The sequence below is a fragment of the Gordonia rubripertincta genome, assembly GCF_038024875.1.
In the GTDB taxonomy this organism is placed as follows: Bacteria; Actinomycetota; Actinomycetes; order Mycobacteriales; family Mycobacteriaceae; genus Gordonia; species Gordonia rubripertincta.
In genome coordinates, this window is record NZ_CP136136.1 from 3,684,506 (window position 1) to 3,709,930 (window position 25,425).

The window sequence follows — 25,425 nt, forward strand, 5'->3', positions numbered from 1 at the left end:
CGCCTGGTGCTCATCCTTCATCGCGCCGAGCGCACCGACACCCTCGCCGACGCGTTGGCCGAGGTGCTGGCCACGCCGCTCGACGATCCGATGCGTACCGAGATCATCTCGGTACCGGCGGCCGGTGTCGAACGCTGGCTCGCCCAGCACCTCGCCCGCCGGCTCGGTTCCGGATCCGCGCTGTCCGACGGCATCGCGGCGAACATCGACTTCACCGGTCCGGGGCGACTGTCGGATGCGATCTCGGCGGCGGTCCTCGCCGGGGACCGCTTCACGGGCGACACCCCGCTGACGACCGGAAATCCCTGGCGCGCTCCCGAGTTGACCTGGCCGGTGCTCCGGGTCCTCGATGAACGGATCGACGACCCCGAACTGACGGTCATCGCCCGTCACATCGGTGCGGGCGACGACGCGTCACCCCGGATCGGCCGCCGCTATGCCACCGCGCGACATCTCGCCGAGCTCTTCGAGCGATACGGACGATCCCGTCCGACGATGATCGCCGGCTGGGCGGCGGGCGACGATCTCGACGGCGCGGGTGGCCCGCTGCGGGACGACCTGGCGTGGCAGGCCGGGTTCTGGCGTGCGGTACGGGCGGAGATCGGGCAACCCCATCCGGCGGAGGTACTCGGCGAGGTGTGCGACCGGCTGCGGTCCGACCCCGGGGTCGCCGACCTTCCCGACCGGCTGTCGGTGTTCGGACCGACCCGGATCACCGAGTCGTTCCGCAACATCATCTCCGCGGTGAGCGTGCACCACGACGTCCATCTGTTCGTCCCGCACGCGAGCCCCCGTCTGTGGGACGAACTCCGAGCCGCCTCCGGGGGTGAGCCCGCCGGGGGAGCGCCCGGTGTGAGCGTCCCGCCGCGTCGACGGAGGCGTCCGGTCCCCGAACTCCGGAACTCGTTGCTGGCCGGGCTGTCCCGCGACCTCCAGGAGCTCCAGCTCCGACTGGACGACATCGTCGACCGTGACGTCCACCATCCGCCGCGTACACCGCTGCCGGACACGCTTCTCGGTGCTCTCCAGGCGGGTATCCGCGACGACGCGGGGACCGCCGACGACACGGGCGCGGCACCTTCGGTCGAACTCACCGACGACGGGTCCGTCGAGGTCCACGCGTGCCACGGTCCCGAACGCCAGATCGAGGTGCTCCGCGACCGGTTGCTGCACCTCTTCGCCGACAACCCGGCGCTCGAACCCCGCGATGTCCTGATCATGTGCCCCGACGTCGAGACCTTCGCGCCGCTCATCCGGGGTGCCTTCGGGCAGGCCGGACTGCCACACCCCGCCTTCGACCTGCGTGTACGCCTCGCCGACCGAGGGGTGCGTCACGTCAACCCGGTCATCGACACCGTCGTCGGCGTGGTCGAACTCGCGGCCGGTCGGGTGACGGCGGGCGACGTGCTCGACCTGCTCGGGACCGAACCCGTCCGGACACGATTCGCGATGACCGACGACGACCTGGAGCTGGTCCGGGAATGGCTGGGCCACAGCAATGTCCGCTGGGGACTCGGCACGGCCGAACGCGCCCGGTTCGGTCTCGAACGTTTTCGCCAGGGCACCTTCGACGCCGGTCTCGACCGCATCGCGCTCGGCGTGGTCGCCGAGGAGACCGACGACGAATGGCTCGGCACCGCACTGCCTCTCGCAGGTGTGGAAAGTACTGGTATCGACCTGGTCGGCCGACTCGACGAGTTCCTCGATCGCCTCGGACGCGTGCTCGCCGAGCTGACCGCCACCGCGCCGGCTCATCGGTGGGCGCAGACCCTCGTCGAGGCGGTCGGCTCGCTCACCGCGACCGCGCCCGCCGACGACTGGCAACGCGCACAGGCGATCAGGATGCTCGAGGACGCCTTCGGCAGCACCGAGGAGGTGCTCCGTCTCGCCGACATCCGCGACCTGCTGTCCGCCCTGATCGCGGGTCGCCCGACCCGGTCCAACTTCCGGACCGGTGAGCTCACCGTGTGCACCATGGTCCCGATGCGGTCGGTGCCCCACCGCGTCATCGTCTTGCTCGGCATCGACGCCGAGGTGTTCCCGCGTGTGCAGCGCATCGACGGGGACGATGTGCTCGGTGTCGATCCGCTGGTGGGAGAACGCAACCCGCGGGACGAGGACCGGCAGTGCTTCCTCGACGCGATCGATGCGGCGCAGGACAACCTGCTCGTCTTCTACAGCGGTGCCGACCCCGTGTCGGGCCGGCACATCCCACCCGCTGTGGTGGTCAGCGAACTGATCGACACCCTCGACGGTCTCACCGGACCCGGCCTGCCCACGATCGTGCGGCGACATTCCCTGCACGGCTTCGACGCGCGCAACTTCGTCGGCGGCGGCGTCCCCGGGATCACCGGACCCTTCAGCCACGACGCATCGCTGCTCGCCGGGGCCGAGGCACTCCGTGGCCCGGCCGATCCGGTCGTCCCCGCCGCCCGGCGCACCCTTCCCGCACCCGAACCGACGCCCGAGCTCGCCGACATCGACCTCGCGTCGCTCATCGACTTCCACATCGACCCGATCACCGCCTTCGTGCGTCAACGCCTGGGCGCCCGGATCCCCGACGACGAGACGCCGCACGACGACCAGCTCGACGTCGAGCTGGACCCGCTCGACAAGTGGGGGATCGGCGACCGTTTCCTCACCCGAATGCTGTCGGGTGTTCCGATCGGCGACTGCGAGGCCGCCGAACTCCGACGTGGTACGTTGCCTCCCTTCGCTTTCGGCACCCGTGAACTCCAGGCCATCTCGCGTGCGGTGACCCGTTTGCACGGCGTCGTCGCGCCCCTGCGCCCGGGATCCCCGGAGACCCTCGACATCCTCGTCACCCTGCCGGACGGGCGACGCGTCCACGGTACGGTCAGTGACGTCTTCACCGCCGACGACGGGCAGGCCCGTCTCGTCCGCGCCACGTACTCGCGCCTCAAGGCCAAACAGCAACTGAGCGCCTGGATCACGCTGCTGGCCGTCGCGGCGGCCGCGACCCAGGGCAATGCCGGCGCGGCCCGGGTCGGCTCCGCGGTGTCGGTGGGTCGAGCCGCCCGAGGGGGCGGCACCACCACTCTCACGCTCCGACGCCCTGAGGACCCGGTGCCGCTGCTCGATCAGGTGGTGAAGCTACGAGACGAGGGCCTGCGTCGCCCGCTGCCGCTGCCCTTGGAACCGGCGTTCGCCTTCGTCGACAACGACGGGCCCGGTCGTCGGAGCCACTGGGCACTGAACAGCGCGCGCAGGGTCTTCGACGACACCTACGGCCCGCGCCACGACCGGTACCTGAAGCTGGCCTTCGGCGGCGATGTCCTGGCCGACGTCGAGTTCGACGTCCTGCTGGACGAAACGGCACCGGCCGACCGCGTTGTCGGCGGCGTGGAACTCGCTCTGTCAGAAGACGAACCGCTGTTCATCGGCCTGGCCCGTGCGATCTGGGTTCCCGTCGGACAGCACCGGGAGGGCACATGAGACGCCCGGAGCCCTTCGACATCACCGCCGAACTGCCCCAGCACACCACCGTTCTGGAGGCGAGCGCCGGAACGGGCAAGACCTACGCGATCGTCGGGCTCGCGGCACGATATCTGGCCGACGGCGTACCGATCTCGGAGATGCTGCTCGTCACCTTCAGCCGGGCGGCGACCGCCGAACTGCGGGAACGGATGCGCGCCCGTGTGCGTGAGCTGCTCGACGCGCTCGCCGAACCCGCGGAGGTCCTGTCCGGACCGGCGCAGGCCGACGACGACGCACTGTTGCGGCAACTGGCGAGCGGCACACCGGAGGAGGTCCGCACGCGCCGCCGCAACCTCGCCCGCGCACTGAGCGACTTCGACGCCTCGACGATCGCCACCACCCACACCTTCTGCAACCGGATGCTGGAGGCACTGGGCTTCCTCGGCGAACGAGAGCTCGTCTACTCGATTGTCGAAGAGGTCGACGAACTCACCGAGGAGGTCGCGCTCGACCTGTATCTCCGCGGCTTCTGGGCCAGCGACTCACCGGAGTTCAGCTTCGCCGAGGCGCGGGAGATCGCCCGCGACGCAGTCCGCCAGGCGTCGGTGCAACTCGCCCCGGACGAGAGCGCACTCGCCGACGGGCCGGCCGCGGACCACGTCGCCGCCCGCCGGGTGAGCTTCGCCAAGGCGGTGCGGCAGCATGTCGAGACCCGCAAGCGGGACGCCCGTGTGCGCACCTACGACGACCTCCAGGCGATCCTGCACCGGATTGTCGGCGACGAGGTGGTCGGTGACCGTGCGTGCCAACGGATTCGCGACACCTTCTCGGTGGTGCTCGTCGACGAGTTCCAGGACACCGATCCGCTGCAGTGGGACATATTGCGCCGCTGCTTCCACGGCCATCGCCGGATGATCCTCGTCGGCGACCCGAAGCAGTCGATCTACGGGTTCCGCGGGGCCGAGGTCCTGAGCTACCTCGCCGCGGTGTCGTCCGCAGACACCCTGAAAGCGCTTGATGTGAACCGTCGGTCCGACGGCGCGCTCGTGCATGCCCTGGAGCACCTGTACGGCGAAGCGACACTGGGACATCCGGACATCGTCGCGCGTCCAGTCCAGGCCGCTTTCGCCGGCAGTCGGCTCGAAGGCCGCCCACCGTTGCGGTTACGGGCGTTCCTCCGCCAGGATTTCACGTCCCTCAACTCGTTCAACCTCCCCGGCGTCAAAGAGGTGCGGTCACGCATCGCCGCCGACGTCGCCGACGACATCGCCAACGTCCTGGCCCAGGGCGACCGGATCGACCTGAACGGTGTCTCTCGCCCCGTCGATCCCGGCGACATCGCGATCCTCGTGCGGCTCAACAGCACCATCGAACCGCTGCAGCGGGAGCTCGCCGAGCGCGGCATCAACTCGGTGATCGGGTCGGGTGTCAACGTCTTCTCGACATCGGCTGCCCAGCACTGGTTGTGGGTCCTGCGTGCTGTCGAACAGCCATCCCGTTCGGACCGGGTGCGGATGGCCGCCCTGACCACGCTCTTCGGGTGGTCCACCGAACGGGTCGCGACCGCCGCCGAGCCGGAGATCGCCGAGCTCGGTGCCGAACTGTCCATGCTCGCCCGGGTTTTCGCGCAGGGCGGATTCGCGGCGATGGCCCAGCGCCTGTTCGACGCACACGAGGTCGCGGCACGGGTTCTCACCGTCGAGAACGGCGAACGCACCCTCACCGACCTCATCCAGGTGTCGGCGCTGTGCAACAAACACGTCGTCGAAACCGGCGGGGGACTGAGCGCCCTCGTCGAGTGGCTGACCGAACGGATCACCGACACCTCGTCGCGGCAGCGTTACGAGGACCAGAGCCGACGCCTCGACCGCGACACCCAGGCCGTGCAGATCATGACCGTGCACGCGAGCAAGGGACTGCAGTTCCCGATCGTCTATGTGCCCTACGGATGGGACGGCACCTGGATCAACGACCGTGGCAACATCACCTACCACGACGAAACGGGTACTCGCCGGCTCGACGTGGGCGGGCAGCAGGCACCGGACCGCGCCGCACGACGCCGTCGCTACGCAGACGAGGTCGCGGGCGAGGATCTGCGTCTGCTCTACGTCGCCCTCACCCGCGCCCAGTCACAGGTCGTGGCCTGGTGGGCGCCGTCGCGAAACACCACGACCGGGCCGCTGCACCGGTTGATCTTCGGTCGCGAGAACGCCGTTCGATCCTCGACCGGGGACCCGGAATGGACGGTCGCCGGGGAGGTACCGATCCCCGAGGCCGATGTCGACTGCGTGGGCGTCCTGCGCACCCTCGCCGAGCGGGACCCGGCGATCTCCGTCGAGCCGGCGGGCCGACTCGGCACGGACACCGTGGCGCCGGCCCCAGGCGACGGAGACGATCCCGCCGCCCTGGGCATCGCGCACTTCGACCGTCGGATCGACCAGGACTGGCGTCGCACGTCGTATTCGGCTCTCACCGCGGACGTGGCCCACGGAGCGCACGGCTCACCCGGTGGGCCGTCGGCCTCGGTCGTCGAGACCGGCAGCGAACCCGACGACGAGGTGACCGACATCCTCGACGACGAACCCATCGCACTTCCCGGTGACGTCGCGGGGGATGCCGGAACCGACTCGATCGCAACGCGTCCCGGGACGCCGTCGCTGATGAACGGTCTGCCGTTCGGTGCCGCCTTCGGAACCCTCGTCCACGAGGTACTCGAATACGTCGACACCTCGGCGCCGGACATCGACACCCATGTGCGTGAACTCTGTTCGCGAGCACTCGGCGCTCTCGCCGGCGACATCGACCCCGACCGGCTCGTCGCCGCCCTGATCGGCGTGCTCACCACGCCACTCGGATTCGGCGACCTCTGGAGCATCGACCCCCGTGATCGCCTGGCCGAACTCGACTTCGAACTGCCTCTCGGCCCCGCGGACGAGGCGGCATCCGGCGGCGGCACGACCCTGGGGCGTCTCGCCGACCTGATGGAACAACATCTGCCGGAGTCGGACCCGCTGCGCGCCTACGCCGACCACCTGCGCGCGGTGCCGGGACGGCGCCTCCGCGGATTCCTCACCGGCAGTATCGACTCGGTGCTGCGGATCCCCGACGGCCGCTACGTGATCGTCGACTACAAGACCAACCGCATCCGCCCGGGGGACCTCGTGGTGGAGGACTTCGATGTCGACGCCATGGCCGGCGAGATGATCGCCGCCCACTACCCGCTCCAGGCCATGCTGTACTCGGTTGCGCTGCACCGGTACCTGCGCTGGCGGATTCGGGACTACGACCCGGCCCGGCATCTCGGTCCGGTGCAGTATCACTTCGTGCGCGGCATGGCCGGACCCGACACCCCGCCCGGCTGCGGTGTCTTCGAATGGACCCTGCCCCCAGGGCTCGTCGTCGACCTGTCCGACGCGCTGGCCGGTGCGGATTCGAGTGCCGGTACGGGAGGGAGGAGCCGATGAGCACACCCGATGTCCAGCGCGTGGATTCGGCGACGGGCACGCTCGCCGACTGGAATGCCGCCGGCCTGCTCGCCGCCGCCGACCTGCACATCACCGACCGGTTGGTCCGGATGTGCGGGGAAGAGGTGTCCGACAACGCCCGACTCGGTGCCGCCCTCGCGGTTCGTGCCGTCCGCCTCGGGTCCACCTGCCTCGCTCTCGACCGCATCGGGGAGGTGGCGGCGGGGGAGGAGTTCGCGCAGATCGAGGTGCCCTCGCCCGGTGATCTTCTGGACGCGTTGGCGGTGAGCCCACTCGTCACCGGCAGCGACGCCGGACCGCTGCGACCGCTCGTGGTCCGCGATTCCGCCGACGGCCCGCTCGTCTATCTGCAGAAGTACTTCCGGCAGGAGCAGACGATCCGGGAGATCCTCGACCGCCGTTCGCAGACCGCACCCTCGGTGGACACGGCGGCGCTTCGCGAGGCCGTCGCGGCGGTCTACTCCGCGCCCGACGACGGTGCCCTGCAGAAACTGGCCGCCGCGGTCGCGGCGACCCGCTGGACGACGGTGCTGGCCGGTGGGCCGGGAACGGGCAAGACCTACACGGTCGCGCGCATCCTCGCCGTCCTCGACCGTCTCCAGGGACCCGGCCTCCGCATCGGACTCTGCGCACCCACCGGGCGGGCTGCTGCACAGCTGCAGGCCTCCGTCGAGGCAGAGTCCACCCTGCCGGTCACCGCCCACGCGGTCACCCTGCACTCGCTGCTGGGCTGGCGGCCCGGCTCGAATCCCCGCTACGGACGTGGACGCACCCTGCCGCACGACGTCATCGTCGTCGACGAGACATCGATGCTGTCGATGACCGCCATGAGCCGTCTCCTCGATGCGGTTCGTCCCGACGCGCGGGTCGTGTTCGTCGGCGATCCGCATCAGCTGGCCTCGGTGGAGGCGGGCGCGGTGCTGGCCGACCTCGTCGAACGGACCGATCTCCCGGCAACCGACGGAACAGACGGTCCGCCGGCGACGCTGACACAGGCGTTCGGCGCCGCGGGCCTCGACCCCGCCGCCGAGGATCTCGATCCCGACGACGTGGCACGCCTGGCCGATGGCGTCATCACGCTCCGCAGGCAGTTCCGGTTCGGCGGCGGCATCTCCGAGGTCGCGACCGCCGTCAACGCCGGCGATCCCGACGCGGTCCTTGAGCTGGTCACCTCTCCGGACATCGACGATGTCGAACTGGTCGCCCCCGACGACCTCGACGGAGTGGCCGGCGACATCCTGTCCTGGGGACGCGGTCTGCGCAGTGCGGCTCGTACGGGCGACGCGGCGGGAGCCCTGGACGCCCTCGATTCTCACCGGGTCCTGTGTGCGCACCGCGAGGGCTCGTGGGGCGTACGCGGATGGACGACGCGCATCACCGACTGGCTGGGCACAACCGAGGCCGAACACATGGGTTGGTATGTGGGACAACCCATCCTGGTGACGGCGAACGACCGTCAGACCTCGACCTTCAACGGTGACACCGGTGTCGTCATCGCCGACCCGGACGCGGAGCCGCAGCCCGCGATTCGTCCGGGTTCGTCGGATGCGGTCCGAGTGGCGTTCCGGCGTGGCGGCGAGATCCGGTTGCTACATCCCACCCAACTGGCCGACGTCGTGTCGGTACACGCGATGACGATCCACCGCAGCCAGGGCAGCCAGTTCGATCGGGTGACCGTCGTTTTGCCGCCGGCCGGCTCCGAGCTGCTCACCCGTGAGCTCCTCTACACTGCCATCACCCGTGCGCGGAGCCGGGTGCGCATCGTCGGCACGGCCGATGTGCTCGCCGCGGCCGTCAACCGACGCGTGCAGCGGGCCAGCGGATTGCGGTCCACGCTCAGCGTCATCTGACCCTCAGATCAGGTCACACCCACCCGGAACCAGGTCGCGGCGCTGGTAGCACTCGACGCCCAGCAGTCTGTGCTGGATGTCGTCGGGGAGCGACATGAAGCCGGCGATCGCGCGGCTGCGGTCGATCTCCGACCGGTGTGCGGTGACCCCTGCCTTCTTGCGTGCCGCCAGATCCGACACGTCGACGGTCACGTCGATGTCGGACTCCGGTGTCCCGGGCAACTGCTCGCGGGGGATCTCGGGGAAGAGGCTGGGGGCGAGCAGGTCCATCATCCACTCGGGGATGGTCGCGAAGTACAGCGAGCGGACCCGCCAGGCCGGCCCGGCCCGGTGGTAGAGCTTCGTCGAGGCGGCGGCGTCGGCAGCGGCGCACGCCAGCCGGTGGGCGTGGATGTGGTCGGGGTGGCCGTAGATGCCGAGCGCGTCGTAGGTGACGACGATGTCCGGCTGGAGTTCGCGGATATGGGCGGTCAACGCCCGGACCTGCTCGTCGAAGGACGCCGCGCAGAGTCGGGGGGCGTCCGGCGCCGATTCGGGCCGCCGGTCGTCGGCGTATCCGAGCATGATCGGCGGCCGCGGCATGCCGAGGATGTCGACGGCGTCGGTCAGTTCCCGGTGCCGGATCGTTCCCTCGGCCCAGGTGCACATCACCAGGTCGGCCTCGCCGCCGGCGTCGACGTGACGGGCGGTGAGCCCGCCGGTCCACAGCGACTCGTCGTCGGGGTGTGCATGCACCAGCAGCAGTCGAGGCGTACCCATCCACCTGGCTTCCTGATCGTTCCCCGCGGGTGGTGTTCACTCGCGCACCATCCGCAATCCGGGGTAGTCGGTCCCCGACCCAGGGTAGCCACACCGGCGCTCGGTAAAGTCGGTGTCCGTCACGACGTGTCGCGCCGGACTCGCGCCCGGCATCGGGCCCTGCACCGAAACGCCACGTCCACAACCGAACACGTGACAACCGAACATCCGAGAACAGAACATGGAGGTCTGCGATGAGCGCTCAGCCCGAAGTTCATGAGTTCCAGGCGGAGACCCGGCAGCTGCTGGATCTCATGGTCCACTCGATCTACTCCAACAAGGACAGCTTTCTGCGTGAGCTGATCTCGAACGCATCCGATGCGCTCGACAAGCTGCGTCTGGAGTCGTTGCTCGACAAGGACCTCGACGTCGACACCTCCGACCTGCACATCACGCTCGCCCCGGATGCGGAGAAGCGCACCCTGGTCGTCGCCGACAACGGCATCGGCATGACCCGCGACGAGGTCGTCGGACTGATCGGCACGCTCGCCCGGTCGGGTACCGCGGAACTGCGCCGGTCGCTGGCCGAGGCGCGCGAGAAGGGTGTCTCGGACGCTGCCGCCGAGGAACTGATCGGACAGTTCGGCATCGGCTTCTACTCGACGTTCATGGTCGCCGAGAAGGTCACCCTGGTCACGCGCAAGGCCGGCGAGACCACCGGTACCCGCTGGGAGTCGACCGGCGACGGCACCTACACGATCGACGACGTGCCGGACGCCCCGCAGGGCACCTCGGTCACCCTGGCGCTCAAGCCGGTCGACACCGAGGACCACCTGTACGACTACGCCGACAAGTCCAAGCTCCGTCAGCTGGTCAAGCGCTACTCCGACTTCATCGCCTGGCCGATCCGCATGGACGTCGAGAAGACCGTCCCCGTCGACAAGCCCGAATCGGAGTCCGACGAGGAGACGGACAAGACCCCCGAGACCAAGACGGTCATCGAGGCCGAGACGATCAACTCGATGAAGGCTCTCTGGGCCAAGTCGCGGTCGGAGGTCTCCGAGGAGGAGTACCACGAGTTCTACCGGCATGTGTCCCACGCCTGGGATGCGCCGCTGGAGACCATCACCCTGCAGGCCGAGGGCACCTTCGAGTACCAGGCGCTGCTGTTCATCCCGACGCAGCCGCCGTTCGACCTGTTCATGCGCGACAGCAAGGTGGGCATCCACCTCTACGTCAAGCGTGTGTTCATCATGGACGACTGCGCCGAGCTGATGCCGGAGTACCTGCGCTTCGTCAAGGGTGTCGTCGACGCCGCCGACCTCTCGCTCAATGTGTCCCGCGAGATCCTGCAGCAGGACCGACAGATCCGCGCGATCCGTCGTCGCCTCACCAAGAAGGTCATCTCGACGGTCACCGAGATGCGCGACAGCCGGCCCGACGACTACCGCACCTTCTGGGATGGCTTCGGCCGCGTCTTCAAGGAAGGCCTCGTCAACGACCCGGACAACCGCGACGCGCTGCTCAAGGCCTCGTCCTTCGCGAGCACCCACTCGGAGGAGGAGCTGACGACGCTGGCCGACTACATCGGCAGGATGAAGAGCGGTCAGGACACGATCTACTACATGACCGGCGAGTCCCGGCAGCAGATCGTCAACTCCCCGCACATGGAGGCGTTCCGCGCCAAGGGGATCGAGGTCCTCGTCCTGTCCGACCCGGTCGACGAGATGTGGGTCTCCGCCGGTGCGGAGTTCGACGGCAAGACGTTCCAGTCGATCGCCAAGGGTGCGGTCGACCTCGATGCCGACGACGAGGACTCCGACGACACGTCCAAGGACGAGCGGGAGAAGGCCTACGCCGACCTGCTGTCGTGGCTGACCACCACGCTGTCCGACGACGTCAGCGAGACCCGGCTGTCGTCGCGTCTGACCGAGTCCCCGGCCTGCCTCGTGGGTGACACGTTCTCGATGTCACCCCAGCTGGAGAAGCTGTACCGAGCCTCGGGACAGCAATTCCCGAAGTCCAAGCGGGCGCTCGAACTGAACCCCGAGCACCCGTTGGTCGAGGCGCTGAACAAGGCGTATGCGAACGGCGACCACGAGAAGCTGGTGCCGACCGCGAAACTCGTCTACGGCATGGCCGTGATCGCCGAGGGCGGCGAGCTCGAGGACCCGGCGGAGTTCGCGAAGCTGCTCGCGGGCAGCCTCACCGAGTCGTTCGCGGCCGGATCGGATTCCTGATCGGGTTCGCGCCGCCCCGGGCAGGTTGCCCGGAATGACCCGTCGCGGGTGGACGATCACCATCGGCGTCGGGGCTCTGGTCCTGGCGGTCGTGCTGGTGTCCGCTCTCCTCGTGGGACTGTCCCGCCAGGACGAGCGGGCCCGCACGCCCGCCGACGCCGTCCGGACCTATCTGACCGCGCTCTCCGGCGCCGACGCCTCGGCGGCCCTCGCCGTCGTCGCCCCGCGTCCGGACGCCCGGTTCCTCACCGACGGAGTGTTGCGCCAGCAGCGTGCCGAGGCGCCGATCTCCGACATCGAGGTCGACGATCCGGGGGAGTCCGCGCAGACTGTCCGGGCGCGGTATCGGCTGGGGTCACGTGAGGTCGACACGTCCATCAGGGTGACGCGGGCCGGGGACGGCTGGGCGGTCGTCGACGGCGCGGTGAAGGTGCGCATCGAGTCCCTGTTGGTGCCCGGGCCGACGCTGTTCGGAGCCCAAGTGAAGGCCGGGGACACGGTCCACCTCTTCCCGGGTCCGCAGCGATGGGGTTCCCGGGACACCGATTTCGTCGGGCGGCCGACGGACGACCCGCCGACCGGTCCCCATGCACCGATGACGGTCATGGTGGTGGCCGAGCTCAGCCCCACCGGGGTGTCGGCGGTCAGCGACGCCGTCTCGGCACAGCTCACCCGTTGCGCGGCGTCGACCCGTGCCGACGCCGGAACCGACATGCCCGGTTGTACGCAGCGACTGTTCCGGTCGGCGGCGGACGGCAGTGTGCGCTGGACCGCCCCTCGTGACCTGTCTGGTCTGCGGTACCTGCTCCGAAGCCCCGATGCGAGCAACGATGCGACGCCGAGCGAGAAGGACCTCGGCACGGTCGACGTCGCCGGCGCGGTCGAATGGCGGGTGGCCTACACCCCGGACTACGACCGGGACGGGCCCCGCGTCGAGACGACCGACATCCAGTACCTGGTCGGGGAGGTCGATCTCACCGCCGACACACCGTCGTTCACCGCCGAGCCGGTGTCCTGACCTCGACTCGGTGCGGCTACCCGGCGGGCGGTGCGGGGCGGAGCCGGAAGACCGGGATCCGGCGGTCGGTGCGCTTCTCGTACAGGTCGAAGTTGGGCCACACGGTACGCAGCTTCTGCCACGCCGCATCACGGTCGGCTCCCTCGAGTTCGGTCGGGACCGCGACGGACACCACTCCGGCGACGACGATCTCGATGGTGTCGGCGGCCCGTATGTTGTACACCCACGCAGGCATTTTGGGTCCACCGAAGTAGGAGCCGGCGATCAGCCAGTCGTCGCCGTCGGGAACTGCGAGGAGTTGGGTGGTCCGGATGGCACCGGTCTTGCGACCCGCCACCCGGATGGTGATGTTCGGGAGATCGGCGATGTCGAGCAGGGTCATCCGTTGACCGGTGACGGTCTGAATGGCGTTGTCGCCCACCACGATCTGTGGGAGAAAACGAGGCATCCAGGGGATCGACCCGATCTTGATCGCGAGGCTGCGCCGCACCTTCATCCGCCCAGTGTGACATGACATCGTCGCCGCGTCGGCACGGTGCCGGATAGCGTGCACATCATGGGCGGCCACACGACGGGACACATCCTCATCGACGGCGGGCAGACGGGAACGCGTCTGCGTGTGGAGACGCCGGCCGGTACCGACGACTGCGAGCTCGGAGCGATCCGTACGGACCGGCCGGTCGTGGAACAGATCGCGCAGGCCGTCCACGACGCCGGGATGCCGGAGGCCACCTGGTCGTTGGCCGCCGGGGTCTCCGGACTCACACCTGAGGCTGCGCGCCCGTCGGCGTTGCTCGCCGCGGTCGCCGACCTCGGGGTGACGTCGGTTGCGCTGGCACACGATTCGGTCACCGCGTACCTGGCCGCGAACCGGGACGGGTTCGGCGTGGTCACCGCGGTCGGTACCGGCGTCGTGACACTCGGCGTCGGACCCGCCGGGGTCCACCGGGTGGACGGCTGGGGCCATCTGTTCGGTGACGCGGGCAGCGCCTATTGGATCGGACGAGCCGGGATCGATGCCGCGCTGCGTGCTTTCGACGGACGGGGGAGCGCGACGGTCCTACGGGATCGGGCCGCCGAGATGTTCGGTCCGCTCGACGAGCTGTACATGGTCGTCCAGGGTGATCCGGACCGCGTGGCGCGGGTGGCCGGATTCGCCCGCGCGGTCGACGCGGCCGCCCGGGATGGTGACGTGGTCGCGCAACAGATCATCGACGACGCCGCGGACGAACTCGCCGGGTCGGCGCTCACCGCGCTGGAACGCAGTGGTCACCGACCCGGCGAGAAGGCGCGGATCAGCTGGATGGGCACGGTGATGACGGCCAACGACCGACTCCGCGGGCGCTTCGTCGGCGTGATCGGCGAGGCTACGCCCGGTGTTGACATCGGGGCGCCGCACGGGCAACCCCTCGACGGCGTGCGGTTGCTGGCCGGGCTGGACGAGTCGCACCCGCTGGCCGCGGAGGTCCACCGCAGCCAGTTGTGAGGTCAGCGCCCCTTGAACTCCGGCTTGCGCTTCTCGAAGACGGCGGTGATTGCCTCGGAGAGGTCCTCGCTGGGGAGGAATGCCGAGTTCCAGGCCGCGACATAGCGCAGGCTGTCGTGCACGGCGGCGCTGCGGGAATGGTCGAGGACGTCCTTGATGCCGTGGACGACGAGCGGCGGGTTGTCGGCGATCTCGCGGGCGGTCGCGCGGGCGAGCGCGAGCACGGCGTCCTGATCGTCGGCGACGTCGTTGACGAGCCCGATCTTCTCCGCGCGCGCGGCGTCGATGTCCTTGCCTGTCAGCGCCAGTTCACGCATGTGGCCGTCGCCGATGATGTACGGCAGTCGGGCGAGAGTGCCCACGTCGGCGACCATGCCGACCTTGACCTCGCGGATGCTGAACTTGGCATCGGCGCTCGCGTAGCGGACGTCGGCGGCACAGATCAGGTCGACGCCGCCGCCGATGCACCAGCCCGAGACCGCGGTGACGACCGGCTTGCGGCAGTCCGCGACCGCGGTGATCCCGGCCTGCAGCTTGCGCAGCGACTCCAGGAACTCGGTGCGCGCGGCGGCCTTGGCGTTGTCGGCCAGGACGTTGGCCAGGGTGCCGGCCATCGCGACGAGGTCGAGTCCGAAGGAGAAGTGTTTGCCGGCGCCGGTCAGCACGACGGCGCGCACCTCGGGATCGGTGTCGATGTGGCCGAAGATCTCGGGGAGCTCGCGCCAGAAGTCGGGGCCCATCGCATTGCCCTTGCCGGGGCCGGTGAGCACGACCTCGGCGATGTGGTCGGCAACGGTGACGTCGAACGCGGTCCAGTCGCGTTCATTCCAGGCTTGCGCTGTCATGCGAGGGAGCTTACTCGGCAGTCAGGACGTCCGATGGGCGGACTGCCGGAGGCGCCCTGTTAGATGAAACCCATGAGCGGATACATCCAGGAGGACATCGACCCCGAGGAGCTCGCGCATCGTTCCGAGCTCGCGTCGTCGATCGCCGGGAGCGTGCGCGAACTGATCGACGCGACCGTGCGCACCGAGGTCGGGGAGGCCGACATCGCCGAGGCGCGCCGGCTCATCGAGGCCGCCACCGAGATCCTCCGCAGGGACCAGCTGCCCGGCGCCTACGGCATCCGGTTCAACTCCGACGGCACCAAGCACTCGTGGGGCAATGCCGTTCTGGGGCGGCGCAATCCGATCGCACCGCCCGTCGAGCTGCACCACGAGTCCGAGTTCAGTTGGACCGAGGTCGAACTCGGGGCCGCCTACGAGGGCCCGGCCGGGCTCGTCCACGGTGGTGTCCTGGCCCTGATCCTCGACCAGCTCCTCGGCTCGACCGCCGAGTTCCAGGGCGTCCCGGGAATGACCGGCACCCTCAGCGTCCGCTACCGGAGTGCGACGCCGCTCGGCAAGATCCGTGGCGAGGCGCGGGTCGACCGCGTCGAAGGTGTGAAAACCTTTGTCACCGGCACGATCTCGAGCAACGGCAAGGTCAGCGCCGAAGCGGAGGGGATCTTCATCCTGCCCAAGTGGGCTCGCGGTGAGGTGTCCGACGTGTTGCGCAAGTCGGTGGGCGAGGGCTGAGTGTCCGGAACTGCGCGTAGTGCCTCAGACCTCGCCGAGCCGAGTCCGTGCTCCGATGAGTGAGTAACGCGCGCAGAGGAATGCGCCGTTGCGGGCGAAATCCTGTAGTTCGAGATCGTAGCGTCGCGGAAAGAGGGGGCGTCCGGCCCCGAGGGTGACCGGCGCGATCGAGACGATCATGTCGTCGAGCATCCCGGCCTCGGCGAACTGCGCGGCGAGATCACCTCCGCCGACGACCCACACGTCCTTGCCGCCTGCTGCTTCCGTCAGCCGGTCGCGGTGGTCGGCGGGGTCCCCGTCGAGGACGGTGATGGAGTCGGCCACCGGAGTGATCGTGCGATGGGTGAACACGAAGGACGGGATCTCGTACGGCCACGGTTTGCCGTCGGCGAGTTCGTTGTCGAGGAGCCACTGGTAGGTGGTGTATCCCATGACCGCCGCGCCGACCCCGGCGTAGAAGTCGTCGTAGTTCATCGGACCGCCCTCATCGAGCGGCTGGGTCAGCAGCCAGTCGAGGCTGTCGCGGTCGTCGGCGAGATAACCGTCGAGAGTGGTCGCGGTGTAGTAGCGGAACGCCATCTAGAAACCTCCGGAGTGTTTGCGGTGCCACATGATCGGATCGGGGTCGAGGGCCGCGACTCCGACATCGACGCCGGCGTCGCGCAGCATCCACCGCGCGAGTTGGCGACGATGAGCGGAGAAGGTCAGTACATGCGCGACGATCTGGGAGAGCAGAAACGATTCGGGCGGATCACACAGTGCGTCGATGACGCGGTCCTGCCAGGCGCTGCGCCGGTCGATGTCGCGGATCAGCGCCAGCCACCTCGGTGTCAGTTCGCGGTGGAGTTCGACGAGTGCGCACAGATCCGACGGCGGATCGGGCGGCGTGTCGGCGCCCTCGATGGTCGCCAGCCAGGGCTGCTTGTCGGCGACGAGATGTGACATCACCTGCGCGAGCGACTCTTCCGGGCCGTTCCAGTGCAGCGGTTCGTGACCGGGAAGTCGTCGCCGGGTCCACTCGTCGTCGTCGACCCCCTTGGCGGCGTCCAGCAGGACCTCGACGTCGTCGAGGTCGTGTCGCACCATGAGCATCAGGACGTCGCCGGCGCTCTCCGTGGTGGGAGTGCCGCTGTCGACGTAGAGCACAGTGGGCGAATGGAAGTGGATGCCGTTGGGCGCCGGCAGCCAGTGGCTGTGCTCGGCCGGTGCGGCGGTCGACGCCGCTCGTCCGGGACTGTGCCCGAAGGCGCGTGTGAAGGCCCGGGCGAACCCGTCGACGGACTCGTAGCCCGAGTCGAAGGCCACCTCGGTGACCGTCTTGCCGTGCTGCAGCAACCATGCCGCTCGCTCGAGGAACACGCGCCGACGAAGCGCGACCGGCGACTCGCCCGCACCTCGGCTCACCTGCCGGGAGAAGTGGAACGGCGACGAGAATGCGCCGGTCGCCATCTCGTCGAGGTTCGAGTGCTCGTCGGCCAGCACGGCGTCGAGCAACTCGCGCAGACGATCACGGTCGTTGGGGGTTGGGCTCACCCATCGAGTATGGAACGCCGAAGGCCTTCCCGACCCGACCGATCTTGCTCGTTCGCAGAACCGCCTCGGGTGCCGCTCAGTCGCGATTCAGCAGCGGGATGAGCTTCTCGGTCTTCTCCGGGGTCCAGCCCGGTGGCTGCAGGATCTCTGCCCACGCCGCCGGGATGGCTGCCAGATAGAAGTGTCCATGACCGTCCGGGACTCCGGTCGACACCGCCATGTCGGCGCTGACCTGCAGGAAGGTCACGAAGGGAATCCAATGCATCGCCGGCAGGACGTCCCGTCCACGCGCTTCGTTGAGCCAGTCGGGCTCGCGCAGGATCAGGCGCGGGGACCACCACGAGATCGGGTCGGAGGCATGCTGCAGGTAGACCGCGCGACCCGGGACCCACTCGCCCTTGGCGTTGTACAGATCCGGAGCGTCGGCGATGAAGCGGACCTGTCGGCCTTCGTCATAGGTCGGTTGCCACTCGGGCGTGCTGGGGTCGCGGTTGGTGGTCGTGTCGACCCACAGCGAGTTGTTGAACGTCGGGCCGACGAACAAGGCGCCGTCGGTCCGGGCGTTGAGGGACGGAATCGTGCCGAAGGCCGACTCGGCGGCGAACGAACCGAGACTCTCGCCGAAGACCACGAGCTTGGGCCGTTGGGCCTCCGGGATCGCGCGCACCCGCTCTGAGACGGCCTCGAACAGCGCCTGACCGGCCTGGCGGGCCCGCTCTTTGTCAACGAGGAAGGAGAGCCAACTGGGAAGGTAGGAGTACTGCATGCTGACCGTGGCCGTGTCGCCGTTGTACATGTACTCCAGGGAGTCCACGGTGGCCTGATTGATCCAACCGGTGCCGGTGGTCGAGGCGACCGCGACGACCTTTCGCTGCAGCCCGCCGGTGCGTTCGAGTTCTTCGGCGGCCAGTTTCGCGTTGGCGCGCAGGTCGTCGCCCGAGCCGAGTCCGACGTATGCGCGGATGGGTTCGATTGCAGGCGCGCCGTTGAACGCGGAGAGTTCCTCGACGCTCGGACCGACCGAGACGAAGATCCGTCCTTGACGTCCCAGTGAATCCCAGGTCACCAGGGAGCCCGGACCACCGGAGCGAAGCGGCGAGGTCGGAGGCTTCGAATCGGCGGTCGTCTCGTCGTTGACCGAGGCGAAGGTCGAGTTCAGTGCCTTCATGCCGTAGTTCGCGACCACGCCATTGAGGACGAACACAGTGACCAGGATCGCGACGACGATCGCCGCGACCGCGGAGATTCGCGGCGGCGCAAAGCGGTTCATCGTCCGGACGAGCCAGACAACCCCGTCGCCCCATGCCTGTCCGATCAGGATGAGCAGGAAGAACACCACCACACAGATGATTGCGATCTGCGGGTATGCGGTCCAGGACAACAGGTCGACGCTCATCATCGTGCGGATGTCGTCCTGCCATCGCTGGAACATCACGAGCATGACGACCGTGCCCGCGATCGCGGCGAGTCCGAGGGCCGCCCAGACCCGGTGCATCGGGGCCGGCCAGGGCTTGTCGCGCGAGATCATGAAGCGGATCAGCCACGAGAAGAACACGCCGAGCGCGTATCCGACTGCTGCGGACGCACCGCTGACCACGCCCTGGAACAGCGCGCCGCGGGGCAGTAGCGACGGTGTCATCGACAGCCAGAGGAAGACCAGGGCGACGGCCAGCCCGACACAGGAGAAGCGGTCGAGGCGGCGTCGCCACCAGGCCGGGCGGGCGGCATCGCCGCTCTCGACGTCTGCCGGCGACTCCGCGCCGAGGTCCGCAGGTGCCTCGACCGGAGGTTCGGCAGGGAGTTCTGCGACCGGGTCGCTGGTGGGGGTCGACGACGACACGTGGGTTCCTCATTTCTCGAGAACCTGGCAAACCTAGCAGCGAATCATCATCCGCGACACGGGCTGTGCCCACTTCGGCCCAATACTGCTCCCGCACGGTTACCGCCGGCGACGTCGAGCCGCCGGCGGTTGGTCGTTGCGTGCCTGATCCGGGCGAGTTGTCCTACTTCACCTCCGACCGCATGACCCGCAGCACTCCGACGCCGAGGGGCAGAGCGATCCAGATCAGGCCCGACACCAGCAGTCGGGCCCATTCGCCGCCGGTGGCCCATTCGCCGGACTGGAAGGGCATGTTGGTCAGGGTGGTGTCGACCCACTGGCCGAGGTTGTTCTTGAACCAGGGGACCAGTTCGCTGACCACCGACAAGGCGGTCGGGAGCGCGAAGTACGCGACGATGGCTCCCGGGGTGTTGAGGATCAGCGCGGCGAAACCGAAACCGAGCAGCAGCCCGAACGCCTGGATCGCAAAGGAATTGACGAAGCCGGCCATGCTGAGCCCCCAGGACCCGGCCGGGTCGGCGAAGGCGATGGCGGCGATACCGTTCCCGATGATCCCGAGGACCAGCGCCACTACGACCGCGGCCACCGCGGTGATCAGCGACGCGACCAGTTTCGCGCCGATGATCCTTTCCCGTCGGGGTTCGAGGGCGAAGGTCGTGAGCGCGGTGCGTTGGCTCCACTCGCCGGTGACCAGGAGGATCGCCAGGATCGGCAGGATGATCGCGGTGGGAATGTTCATCATCCCGAAGAACTCTCCGAGGTTGAGGTTCTCGGGGTTGTTCCGGTTGGCGATGAGCATCGCGACCATGACGATCGCCGCGAGGACGCCGATCGACGCGGTCAGCCAGAAGCCGGCCCGGGTGTCGACGAGCTTGCGGAGTTCGACCCGCACCAGGCGCCCGAACGGGATTCCCGGGCGCGTGACGTCGACACCCGCCGTCGGTGCGAGCGGTGTGGTGAAGTCGGCGATGGTCATCGGAGGGCTCCTTCGAGGGTGGGCTGCTCGCGCTGCGTGTCGGAGGTCAGCTGCAAGAACATGGCTTCGAGTTGTGCACCGTCGGCGGGACGCAACTCGGTGAGGACGACGCCGACCGCAGCCGCGGCGCGGCCGACCTCCACCGGGTCGGCGTCCACGTCGAGTCCTCCGGATGCATTGGGGCGGGCGATGATCTGGGCCGCGGTGAGTGCTCGCAACAGCGCTTCGTCGTCGAGTGAGTGGACGCGTGACCCCGCGCCGGCGAGCAGTTCGGCCTTGGTGCCCTGCGCGACGATCCGGCCGTTGCCGATGACGACGATGTCGTCGGCGATGATCTCGATCTCGTGGAGCAGATGCGAGGACAGTAGAACCGTGCCGCCACGATCGGCATAGTCGCGCAACAGGGTTCGCATCCAGTGGATTCCGGCCGGGTCGAGCCCGTTGGCCGGTTCGTCGAGGATCAGGACCTTGGGATCGCCGAGCAGCGCAGCGGCGATACCGAGGCGCTGGCGCATGCCCAGGGAGTAGTTGCGGACCCGGCGCCCCGCCTCCTCCGGCGTGAGGCTGACCATCTCGAGCATCTCGTCGACCCGGTCCCGGTTGATTCCCATTGTCATCGCGGCCAGTCGGAGTATCTCGGCGCCGGTCCGTCCGGCATGCTGTGCCGACGCGTCGAGCAGGACGCCGACCTGCGTGGCCGGGTTCGGGATGGTCCGGTAGTCGACGCCGTAGAGGTGCGCGACCCCGGAGGTCGCCGGGGTGAGCCCGGTGATGATGCGCATGGTCGTCGATTTGCCGGCGCCGTTCGGGCCGAGGAAGCCGGTGACCTGTCCCGGTCGGCAGGTGAAGGACACATCGTCGACCGCTACGTGGTCGCCATACCTTTTCGTGAGGTTCTGCACTGTGATCATGGGTCTCATGGTCGTCGGCGCAGGTGATCACCCGCATCGGTCGCCGGTCCACAGCTACATCAGCCGAAAGTCGTAGACGTGACGTATCCGATGGTCGGAGGTCGCGCCGGAACTGTCCGACTAGCGTGAACGGGTGTGAAACCCGAGCAGTACCAACCCCCGCTCACCTGGGCCGGTCACGCGTGGCGACTCGCGCTCATGCTGCTGGTCTCCGCGGCCGTGTTCAGCACCCGCTCCGGATACCTGTGGAACGAGGTGCGCTGGTGGTTTTTCGCCGACCTCGCTCTCGGTGTGGCGTCGTACACGGCGGTCTGGTGGCGGCGTCGGTATCCCGTTGCGGTGACCGTGTTCACCAACCTCGCGGGGATCGTGTCGACGACGTCGCTCGGGCCGGCGACCCTCTCGTTGGTGTCGATGGCGACCCGCCGGCGGTGGGTCGAGATCATCCCGCTGACGCTCCTGTGCGTGGTCGCGAATGTGGTCGCGTCGCAGTTCTTCTCAACCCCCGCCGAGCAGAACGATCCGGCGATCGTGGTGTTCGCCGTCGTCGTCGCCATCACCGCGGCGATGGTGTCCTGGGGTATGTACATCGGCTCGCGACGCGAACTCCTCGCGAGCTGGCGGGCCAGAGCTCTCGCGTCGGAAGCCGAGCAACAGGCCAAGGTGCAGCAGGCCCGATCGTTGGAGCGTGCGCGGATCGCGCGCGAGATGCACGACATTCTCGCCCACCGGATATCGGCGATGAGCATGTCGGCCGGGGCACTGGCCTACCGGACGGACCTGACCGGTGAGCAGGTGCGCGAGACGGCACGCACGATCCAGGAGACCTCACACCTCGCGCTCACCGAGTTGCGCGAAGTGCTCGGAGTACTGCGGGAGGGCCCGGGCGACGCCGCGCCGGAGGAGCCGCAGAACGCACCCGATCTGATGGCGCTCGTCGACGAGGCACAGCGGCTGGGGATGCGGGTGGACGCCAGGTGTGAGATCGATGTCGCCGCACTGTCTCCGGCGATCGCCCGCACGCTCTACCGCTGTGTGCAGGAGGCCCTGACCAACGCCCGCCGACACTCACCGAGCGCGCCGGTCACGATGCACATCCGCGGTGGCCCCGACCACGGCGTCGATCTCCTCGTCGAGAACCCGTTGCCGCTGACGGCCGGATCCGCCTCACCCGCCCCGGGTTACGGCCTGGTCGGACTCGCCGAGCGTGTCGGCCTGCACGGTGGTCGGCAGTCGGCGACCGTCAGTGACGACAAGAGATTCCTGCTGCACGTCTGGTTACCGTGGCAGTCATGACAGCGCGCATCATGATCGTCGACGACGACCCGCTCGTCCGGTCGGGACTCCGGCTCCTCCTCGGAGGTGACGCCGGGCTCGACATCGTCGCCGAGGCAGCCAACGGTCAGGAAGCCCTCGACATCCATCGCGACGATCCGGTCGACCTGATCCTGATGGACCTGCGCATGCCGGTTCTCGACGGCATCGAGGCCACCGGGCGATTCAAGGCGCTGCCGACGCCGCCGGCGGTGATCGTGTTGACGACCTTCGACGCCGACGACTTCGTGGTTCGCGCGCTCGCCATGGGTGCCGACGGCTTTCTCCTCAAGGACACCGCGCCCGACCAGATCGTCGCCGCGATCCACAACGTGCTCGCCGGCCAACCCGCGCTGAGTCCGTCGGTCACCGCCGCGTTGATCAAGCAGGTCGTCGGCGGCGGGGGAGCCCGATCCGCCTCGGCGGCGAACCGGATCGGATCATTGACGGCGCGCGAGCGCGACGTCGCGGTCGAACTCGCCCGCGGGGCGTCGAATGCAGAGATCGCCGACCGGCTCTACATGAGCCTCGCGACGGTCAAGGCGCACATCTCCCACATCTTCACCAAGCTCGACGCGTCGAACCGCGTCCAGGTGGCGATCCTCATGCACGACGCCGGGATGGTCTGAGAGCGCGCAGACGTGCCGCCCGGGTGAACGCCCAGACGAGGATCACCATCCCGATCAGCTCGACGAGCGTCTGGGTGATCACCGTCGCCGCGGCGAGTTCGGCACCGACCGGAAGTGCCAGCGCCAGCGGAAGGACCACGAGCGAATTGCGGGTGGCGCCCGAGAACACGACAGCCGTGCCCGACTCCGCCGAGAATCGGAGGCCACGGGCCACGCCGAGTCCGACGATGGTCATGACGACCAGGAACAGTGCGTAAACCGGGACGACACCGGCGATGTCGTCGAACCCGGAATCGATGCGCGAGACCTGCGAACCGACCGCGGTGAACAACACCGCCATCATCAGCGGCACCATCGTCGTCGACACCGCGTCACCGGCACGTCGCCCGATGTCGCTGCGCGCGGCCCATGCCTGGGTGATCCAGGCGAAGGCCAGGGGAAGGGCGATCAGAATCGCGAACGCCCACAGGAACGGCTCCGGTTCGATCACGTCGCGAGCGTCCCCGAGCAGGTACGTCAGATACACCGGGACGACCAGCATCTGGGCGAGCAACAGCAGCGGCGTCGCTGCGAGCAGTCGCTGCCGGTCACCTCCGGCGAGGCCGGCGAAGACGACGACATAGTCCACGCAGGGACACAACAAGACCAGTAGCGCGCCGACCCGGATCGCGTCGTCGGTCGGTAACAGCGGCGACAACGCCGCGACCACGAGCGGTACGACGACGAAGTTCACCGCCAGGGTCACCGTGAGGAACTTCCGGTCACTCAGGGAGGCAACGAGATCGGTTGCCCTGACCTGGAGGAAGGTGACGTAGAGGAGGGCAGCCAGCAGCGGCGTGACCGCCACATCCACCGACTCGGCACCCGACGGCATGCTCAGTCCGACTCCCAGCCCCGCACCGATCGCGAGGAGATACAGCGCGACCTGGTGCTGTTCGAGACGTTCGGGAACGCTGACGGTGGCGGGCACCGCACCATTCTGGGCCAACGCAGGGCGATCGGCGCCACGGGCCGGGCGACTGCGCGACACTCGACGGGTGACCGCACCGTCCCGACGTTCTGACACGGCGCTTCTCGTCGTCGTCGTCGTGGCCCTGATCGCCATCAACATCGTGGCGCATCGCGCGAGCGGCGTGTTCGCGGTGCTGATCGTCCCGGTGGCGGCGATCCTTCTGCTGCTCACCGTGCGGCTCGGCGGCCTCGGCTGGCGTGAACTGGGACTGAGCCGCGCAGAATTGCGCGCGGGTGTCCCGTTCGCCGTCGCCTCGGTGATCGTCGTGGCCGCGATCGTGTCGTCCGCCGTCGCGATCCCGGCGACCCGCGAGTTCTTTCTCTCGGACCGGTACGACGACACGTCCGAGGCGTTGCTGGCCGCGTTCGTCGTCATCCCGCTACAGACCGCCATCCCTGAGGAGTTGATGTTCCGCGGCGTACTGCAGGGCACCCTCGGCCGGTTGTGCGGTCCGACCGCGACCCTGGTCTACGGCGCCGTCGCCTTCGGACTGTGGCACATCCTGTCCTCGACCGGACTCACCGAGGGCAACGAAGGACTCAGTGACACCCTCGGGTCGGGCACCGTCGCCCAGTACGCCGGGATCGCGGGCGCAGTTGTCGTGACCGGCGTCGCAGGCTTCGTCCTCGGTTGGCTACGGCAGCGCACCACGAGTCTCCTCGCTCCCATCGCCCTGCACTGGGCCCTCAACGCCACCGGCGCGATCGGTGCCGCAGTGGCGTGGCAGGTGTCGTGAATCGGCTTCACGCCGTCCCGAACACCCGATCGCCGACGTCACCCAACCCTGGCCGGATGAATCCGTTGGCGTCGAGCTCGCGGTCGATTCCGGCGGTGTAGATCGGCACCTCCGGATGTGCCTCGTGCAGGACGTCGATGCCTTCGGGGCAGGCGACCAGGCACACGAACTTGATCGACCGCGGCGAGTACTCCTTGATCCGGTCGATCGCCGCGACAGCCGAGAACCCGGTCGCGAGAAGCGGATCGACGATCACCACATCGCGCTCGTCCAGATCCGACGGCATCTTGAAGTAGTACTCGACGACCACCATAGTCTTGGGGTCGCGATACAGACCGATGTGGCCGACGCGCGCACCCGGCACTACGGCGAGCATGCCGTCGGCGATTCCCGCCCCGGCCCGGAGAACAGCGGCGAACACCAGCTTCTTGCCGTCGATCACACTCGCGGTGGTGGTCTCCAGCGGCGTGTCGATGGTGACCTCGTGCATGGGCATGTCCCGCAGGACGTCGTAGGCCATCAGTGTCGAGATCTCGTTCAGCAGACGACGGAAGTCGTTGGTGGAGGTCTCCTTCCGGCGCATCAGGGTGAGCTTGTGCTGCACCAGCGGATGATCGATGACGGCGACGGTGCCCATGGGTT

Annotated in this window: 20 protein-coding genes; 10 read left to right on the forward strand and 10 right to left on the reverse strand. The window is 68.6% G+C overall.

Going from position 1 to position 25,425, the window contains the following annotated elements:
- Nucleotides 1-6 precede the first annotated feature (6 nt).
- The 3 genes from recC to recD are packed head-to-tail and all read left to right on the forward strand — an operon-like array spanning nt 7 to nt 8,773.
- Nucleotides 7-3,456: an exodeoxyribonuclease V subunit gamma gene (recC, locus tag RVF83_RS16650; protein ID WP_005198272.1), complete on the forward strand. Its 3,450-nt coding sequence runs from the start codon at nt 7-9 to the stop codon at nt 3,454-3,456.
- The gene (locus RVF83_RS16655; protein ID WP_005198271.1) at nt 3,453-6,902 is read left to right on the forward strand and encodes a UvrD-helicase domain-containing protein; all 3,450 of its coding nucleotides are present in this window, start codon (nt 3,453-3,455) and stop codon (nt 6,900-6,902) included. The genes recC and RVF83_RS16655 overlap by 4 nt, the downstream gene beginning before the upstream one ends.
- Entirely contained in the window at nt 6,899-8,773 is a 1,875-nt protein-coding gene (gene recD / locus RVF83_RS16660; protein WP_005198270.1) for an exodeoxyribonuclease V subunit alpha, read from the forward strand. The genes RVF83_RS16655 and recD overlap by 4 nt, the downstream gene beginning before the upstream one ends.
- A 3-nt stretch (nt 8,774-8,776) precedes the next feature.
- On the opposite strand, the gene RVF83_RS16665 is transcribed toward recD, so the two are convergent.
- Nucleotides 8,777-9,532, reverse strand: coding sequence for a PIG-L family deacetylase (locus RVF83_RS16665; protein ID WP_005198269.1), 756 nt, complete (start codon nt 9,530-9,532; stop codon nt 8,777-8,779).
- A gap of 233 nt (nt 9,533-9,765) precedes the next feature.
- Between RVF83_RS16665 and htpG the strand changes: the two genes are divergently transcribed.
- Both htpG and RVF83_RS16675 read left to right on the forward strand, forming a co-directional pair.
- Nucleotides 9,766-11,751, forward strand: a complete 1,986-nt coding sequence (htpG, locus tag RVF83_RS16670) for a molecular chaperone HtpG (protein ID WP_005198268.1) — start codon at nt 9,766-9,768, stop codon at nt 11,749-11,751.
- Nucleotides 11,752-11,785: 34 nt separating this feature from the next.
- Nucleotides 11,786-12,769 carry a hypothetical protein gene (locus RVF83_RS16675; RefSeq protein ID WP_005198267.1) on the forward strand — a complete coding sequence of 328 codons (984 nt, stop codon included), beginning with the start codon at nt 11,786-11,788 and terminating at the stop codon, nt 12,767-12,769.
- Nucleotides 12,770-12,785: 16 nt separating this feature from the next.
- Here RVF83_RS16675 and RVF83_RS16680 read toward each other — a convergent pair whose 3' ends face one another.
- On the reverse strand, nt 12,786-13,265 hold the full coding sequence (locus tag RVF83_RS16680; protein WP_005198266.1) for a nitroreductase family deazaflavin-dependent oxidoreductase: 480 nt from the start codon (nt 13,263-13,265) through the stop codon (nt 12,786-12,788).
- 60 nt (nt 13,266-13,325) lie between these two features.
- Between RVF83_RS16680 and RVF83_RS16685 the strand changes: the two genes are divergently transcribed.
- Entirely contained in the window at nt 13,326-14,255 is a 930-nt protein-coding gene (locus tag RVF83_RS16685) for an N-acetylglucosamine kinase (RefSeq protein WP_005198265.1), read from the forward strand.
- Between the two features lie 2 nt (nt 14,256-14,257).
- Here the strand turns inward: RVF83_RS16685 and RVF83_RS16690 are convergent, their stop codons facing one another.
- Nucleotides 14,258-15,100, reverse strand: coding sequence for a crotonase/enoyl-CoA hydratase family protein (locus RVF83_RS16690; RefSeq protein ID WP_005198264.1), 843 nt, complete (start codon nt 15,098-15,100; stop codon nt 14,258-14,260).
- Between the two features lie 72 nt (nt 15,101-15,172).
- On the opposite strand from RVF83_RS16690, the gene RVF83_RS16695 reads away from it, so the two are divergent.
- Nucleotides 15,173-15,832, forward strand: a complete 660-nt coding sequence (locus tag RVF83_RS16695) for a PaaI family thioesterase (protein ID WP_005198262.1) — start codon at nt 15,173-15,175, stop codon at nt 15,830-15,832.
- Nucleotides 15,833-15,856: 24 nt separating this feature from the next.
- On the opposite strand, the gene RVF83_RS16700 is transcribed toward RVF83_RS16695, so the two are convergent.
- The 5 genes from RVF83_RS16700 to RVF83_RS16720 all read right to left on the reverse strand — a co-directional run bounded on the left by RVF83_RS16700 (nt 15,857) and on the right by RVF83_RS16720 (nt 21,092).
- Entirely contained in the window at nt 15,857-16,411 is a 555-nt protein-coding gene (locus tag RVF83_RS16700) for a dihydrofolate reductase family protein (protein ID WP_005198260.1), read from the reverse strand.
- Nucleotides 16,412-17,365 (reverse strand): helix-turn-helix domain-containing protein, encoded by a 954-nt coding sequence (locus RVF83_RS16705; RefSeq protein WP_005198257.1) that lies wholly within the window; start codon nt 17,363-17,365, stop codon nt 16,412-16,414.
- A 76-nt stretch (nt 17,366-17,441) separates the two neighbouring features.
- Nucleotides 17,442-19,205, reverse strand: coding sequence for an alpha/beta hydrolase (locus RVF83_RS16710; protein WP_005198255.1), 1,764 nt, complete (start codon nt 19,203-19,205; stop codon nt 17,442-17,444).
- A gap of 163 nt (nt 19,206-19,368) precedes the next feature.
- Nucleotides 19,369-20,181, reverse strand: coding sequence for an ABC transporter permease (locus RVF83_RS16715; RefSeq protein ID WP_005198254.1), 813 nt, complete (start codon nt 20,179-20,181; stop codon nt 19,369-19,371).
- Nucleotides 20,178-21,092, reverse strand: coding sequence for an ABC transporter ATP-binding protein (locus RVF83_RS16720; protein WP_005198252.1), 915 nt, complete (start codon nt 21,090-21,092; stop codon nt 20,178-20,180). Before RVF83_RS16720 ends, RVF83_RS16715 begins: the two co-directional genes overlap by 4 nt.
- A 135-nt stretch (nt 21,093-21,227) precedes the next feature.
- Here RVF83_RS16720 and RVF83_RS16725 point away from each other — a divergent pair, with 135 nt between their 5' ends.
- Together RVF83_RS16725 and RVF83_RS16730 are read left to right on the forward strand one after the other, a co-directional pair.
- The gene (locus tag RVF83_RS16725) at nt 21,228-22,388 is read left to right on the forward strand and encodes a sensor histidine kinase (RefSeq protein ID WP_005198250.1); all 1,161 of its coding nucleotides are present in this window, start codon (nt 21,228-21,230) and stop codon (nt 22,386-22,388) included.
- Nucleotides 22,385-23,035: a response regulator gene (locus tag RVF83_RS16730; RefSeq protein WP_005198249.1), complete on the forward strand. Its 651-nt coding sequence runs from the start codon at nt 22,385-22,387 to the stop codon at nt 23,033-23,035. Before RVF83_RS16725 ends, RVF83_RS16730 begins: the two co-directional genes overlap by 4 nt.
- Here the strand turns inward: RVF83_RS16730 and RVF83_RS16735 are convergent.
- Complete coding sequence (locus tag RVF83_RS16735; RefSeq protein WP_005198247.1) at nt 23,010-24,005, reverse strand: arsenic resistance protein; 996 nt, start codon at nt 24,003-24,005, stop codon at nt 23,010-23,012. The two genes, RVF83_RS16730 and RVF83_RS16735, sit on opposite strands and share 26 nt — an antisense overlap.
- Nucleotides 24,006-24,072: 67 nt before the next feature.
- Between RVF83_RS16735 and RVF83_RS16740 the strand changes: the two genes are divergently transcribed.
- The gene (locus RVF83_RS16740) at nt 24,073-24,783 is read left to right on the forward strand and encodes a CPBP family intramembrane glutamic endopeptidase (RefSeq protein ID WP_039880386.1); all 711 of its coding nucleotides are present in this window, start codon (nt 24,073-24,075) and stop codon (nt 24,781-24,783) included.
- Nucleotides 24,784-24,790: 7 nt separating this feature from the next.
- Here RVF83_RS16740 and upp read toward each other — a convergent pair whose 3' ends face one another.
- Nucleotides 24,791-25,420: a uracil phosphoribosyltransferase gene (gene upp / locus RVF83_RS16745; RefSeq protein WP_005198243.1), complete on the reverse strand. Its 630-nt coding sequence runs from the start codon at nt 25,418-25,420 to the stop codon at nt 24,791-24,793.
- Nucleotides 25,421-25,425 lie beyond the last annotated feature (5 nt).

Excerpts from the sequence above, each read along its gene's own strand:
- RVF83_RS16655 (WP_005198271.1), top strand. The coding sequence starts at position 3,453 with ATGAGACGCCCGGAGCCCTTCGACATCACCGCCGAACTGCCCCAGCAC.
- recD (WP_005198270.1), top strand. The coding sequence starts at position 6,899 with ATGAGCACACCCGATGTCCAGCGCGTGGATTCGGCGACGGGCACGCTC.
- RVF83_RS16665 (WP_005198269.1), bottom strand. The coding sequence starts at position 9,532 with ATGGGTACGCCTCGACTGCTGCTGGTGCATGCACACCCCGACGACGAG.
- htpG (WP_005198268.1), top strand. The coding sequence starts at position 9,766 with ATGAGCGCTCAGCCCGAAGTTCATGAGTTCCAGGCGGAGACCCGGCAG.
- RVF83_RS16675 (WP_005198267.1), top strand. The coding sequence starts at position 11,786 with ATGACCCGTCGCGGGTGGACGATCACCATCGGCGTCGGGGCTCTGGTC.
- RVF83_RS16680 (WP_005198266.1), bottom strand. The coding sequence starts at position 13,265 with ATGAAGGTGCGGCGCAGCCTCGCGATCAAGATCGGGTCGATCCCCTGG.
- RVF83_RS16685 (WP_005198265.1), top strand. The coding sequence starts at position 13,326 with ATGGGCGGCCACACGACGGGACACATCCTCATCGACGGCGGGCAGACG.
- RVF83_RS16690 (WP_005198264.1), bottom strand. The coding sequence starts at position 15,100 with ATGACAGCGCAAGCCTGGAATGAACGCGACTGGACCGCGTTCGACGTC.
- RVF83_RS16695 (WP_005198262.1), top strand. The coding sequence starts at position 15,173 with ATGAGCGGATACATCCAGGAGGACATCGACCCCGAGGAGCTCGCGCAT.
- RVF83_RS16700 (WP_005198260.1), bottom strand. The coding sequence starts at position 16,411 with ATGGCGTTCCGCTACTACACCGCGACCACTCTCGACGGTTATCTCGCC.
- RVF83_RS16715 (WP_005198254.1), bottom strand. The coding sequence starts at position 20,181 with ATGACCATCGCCGACTTCACCACACCGCTCGCACCGACGGCGGGTGTC.
- RVF83_RS16720 (WP_005198252.1), bottom strand. The coding sequence starts at position 21,092 with ATGATCACAGTGCAGAACCTCACGAAAAGGTATGGCGACCACGTAGCG.
- RVF83_RS16730 (WP_005198249.1), top strand. The coding sequence starts at position 22,385 with ATGACAGCGCGCATCATGATCGTCGACGACGACCCGCTCGTCCGGTCG.
- upp (WP_005198243.1), bottom strand. The coding sequence starts at position 25,420 with ATGGGCACCGTCGCCGTCATCGATCATCCGCTGGTGCAGCACAAGCTC.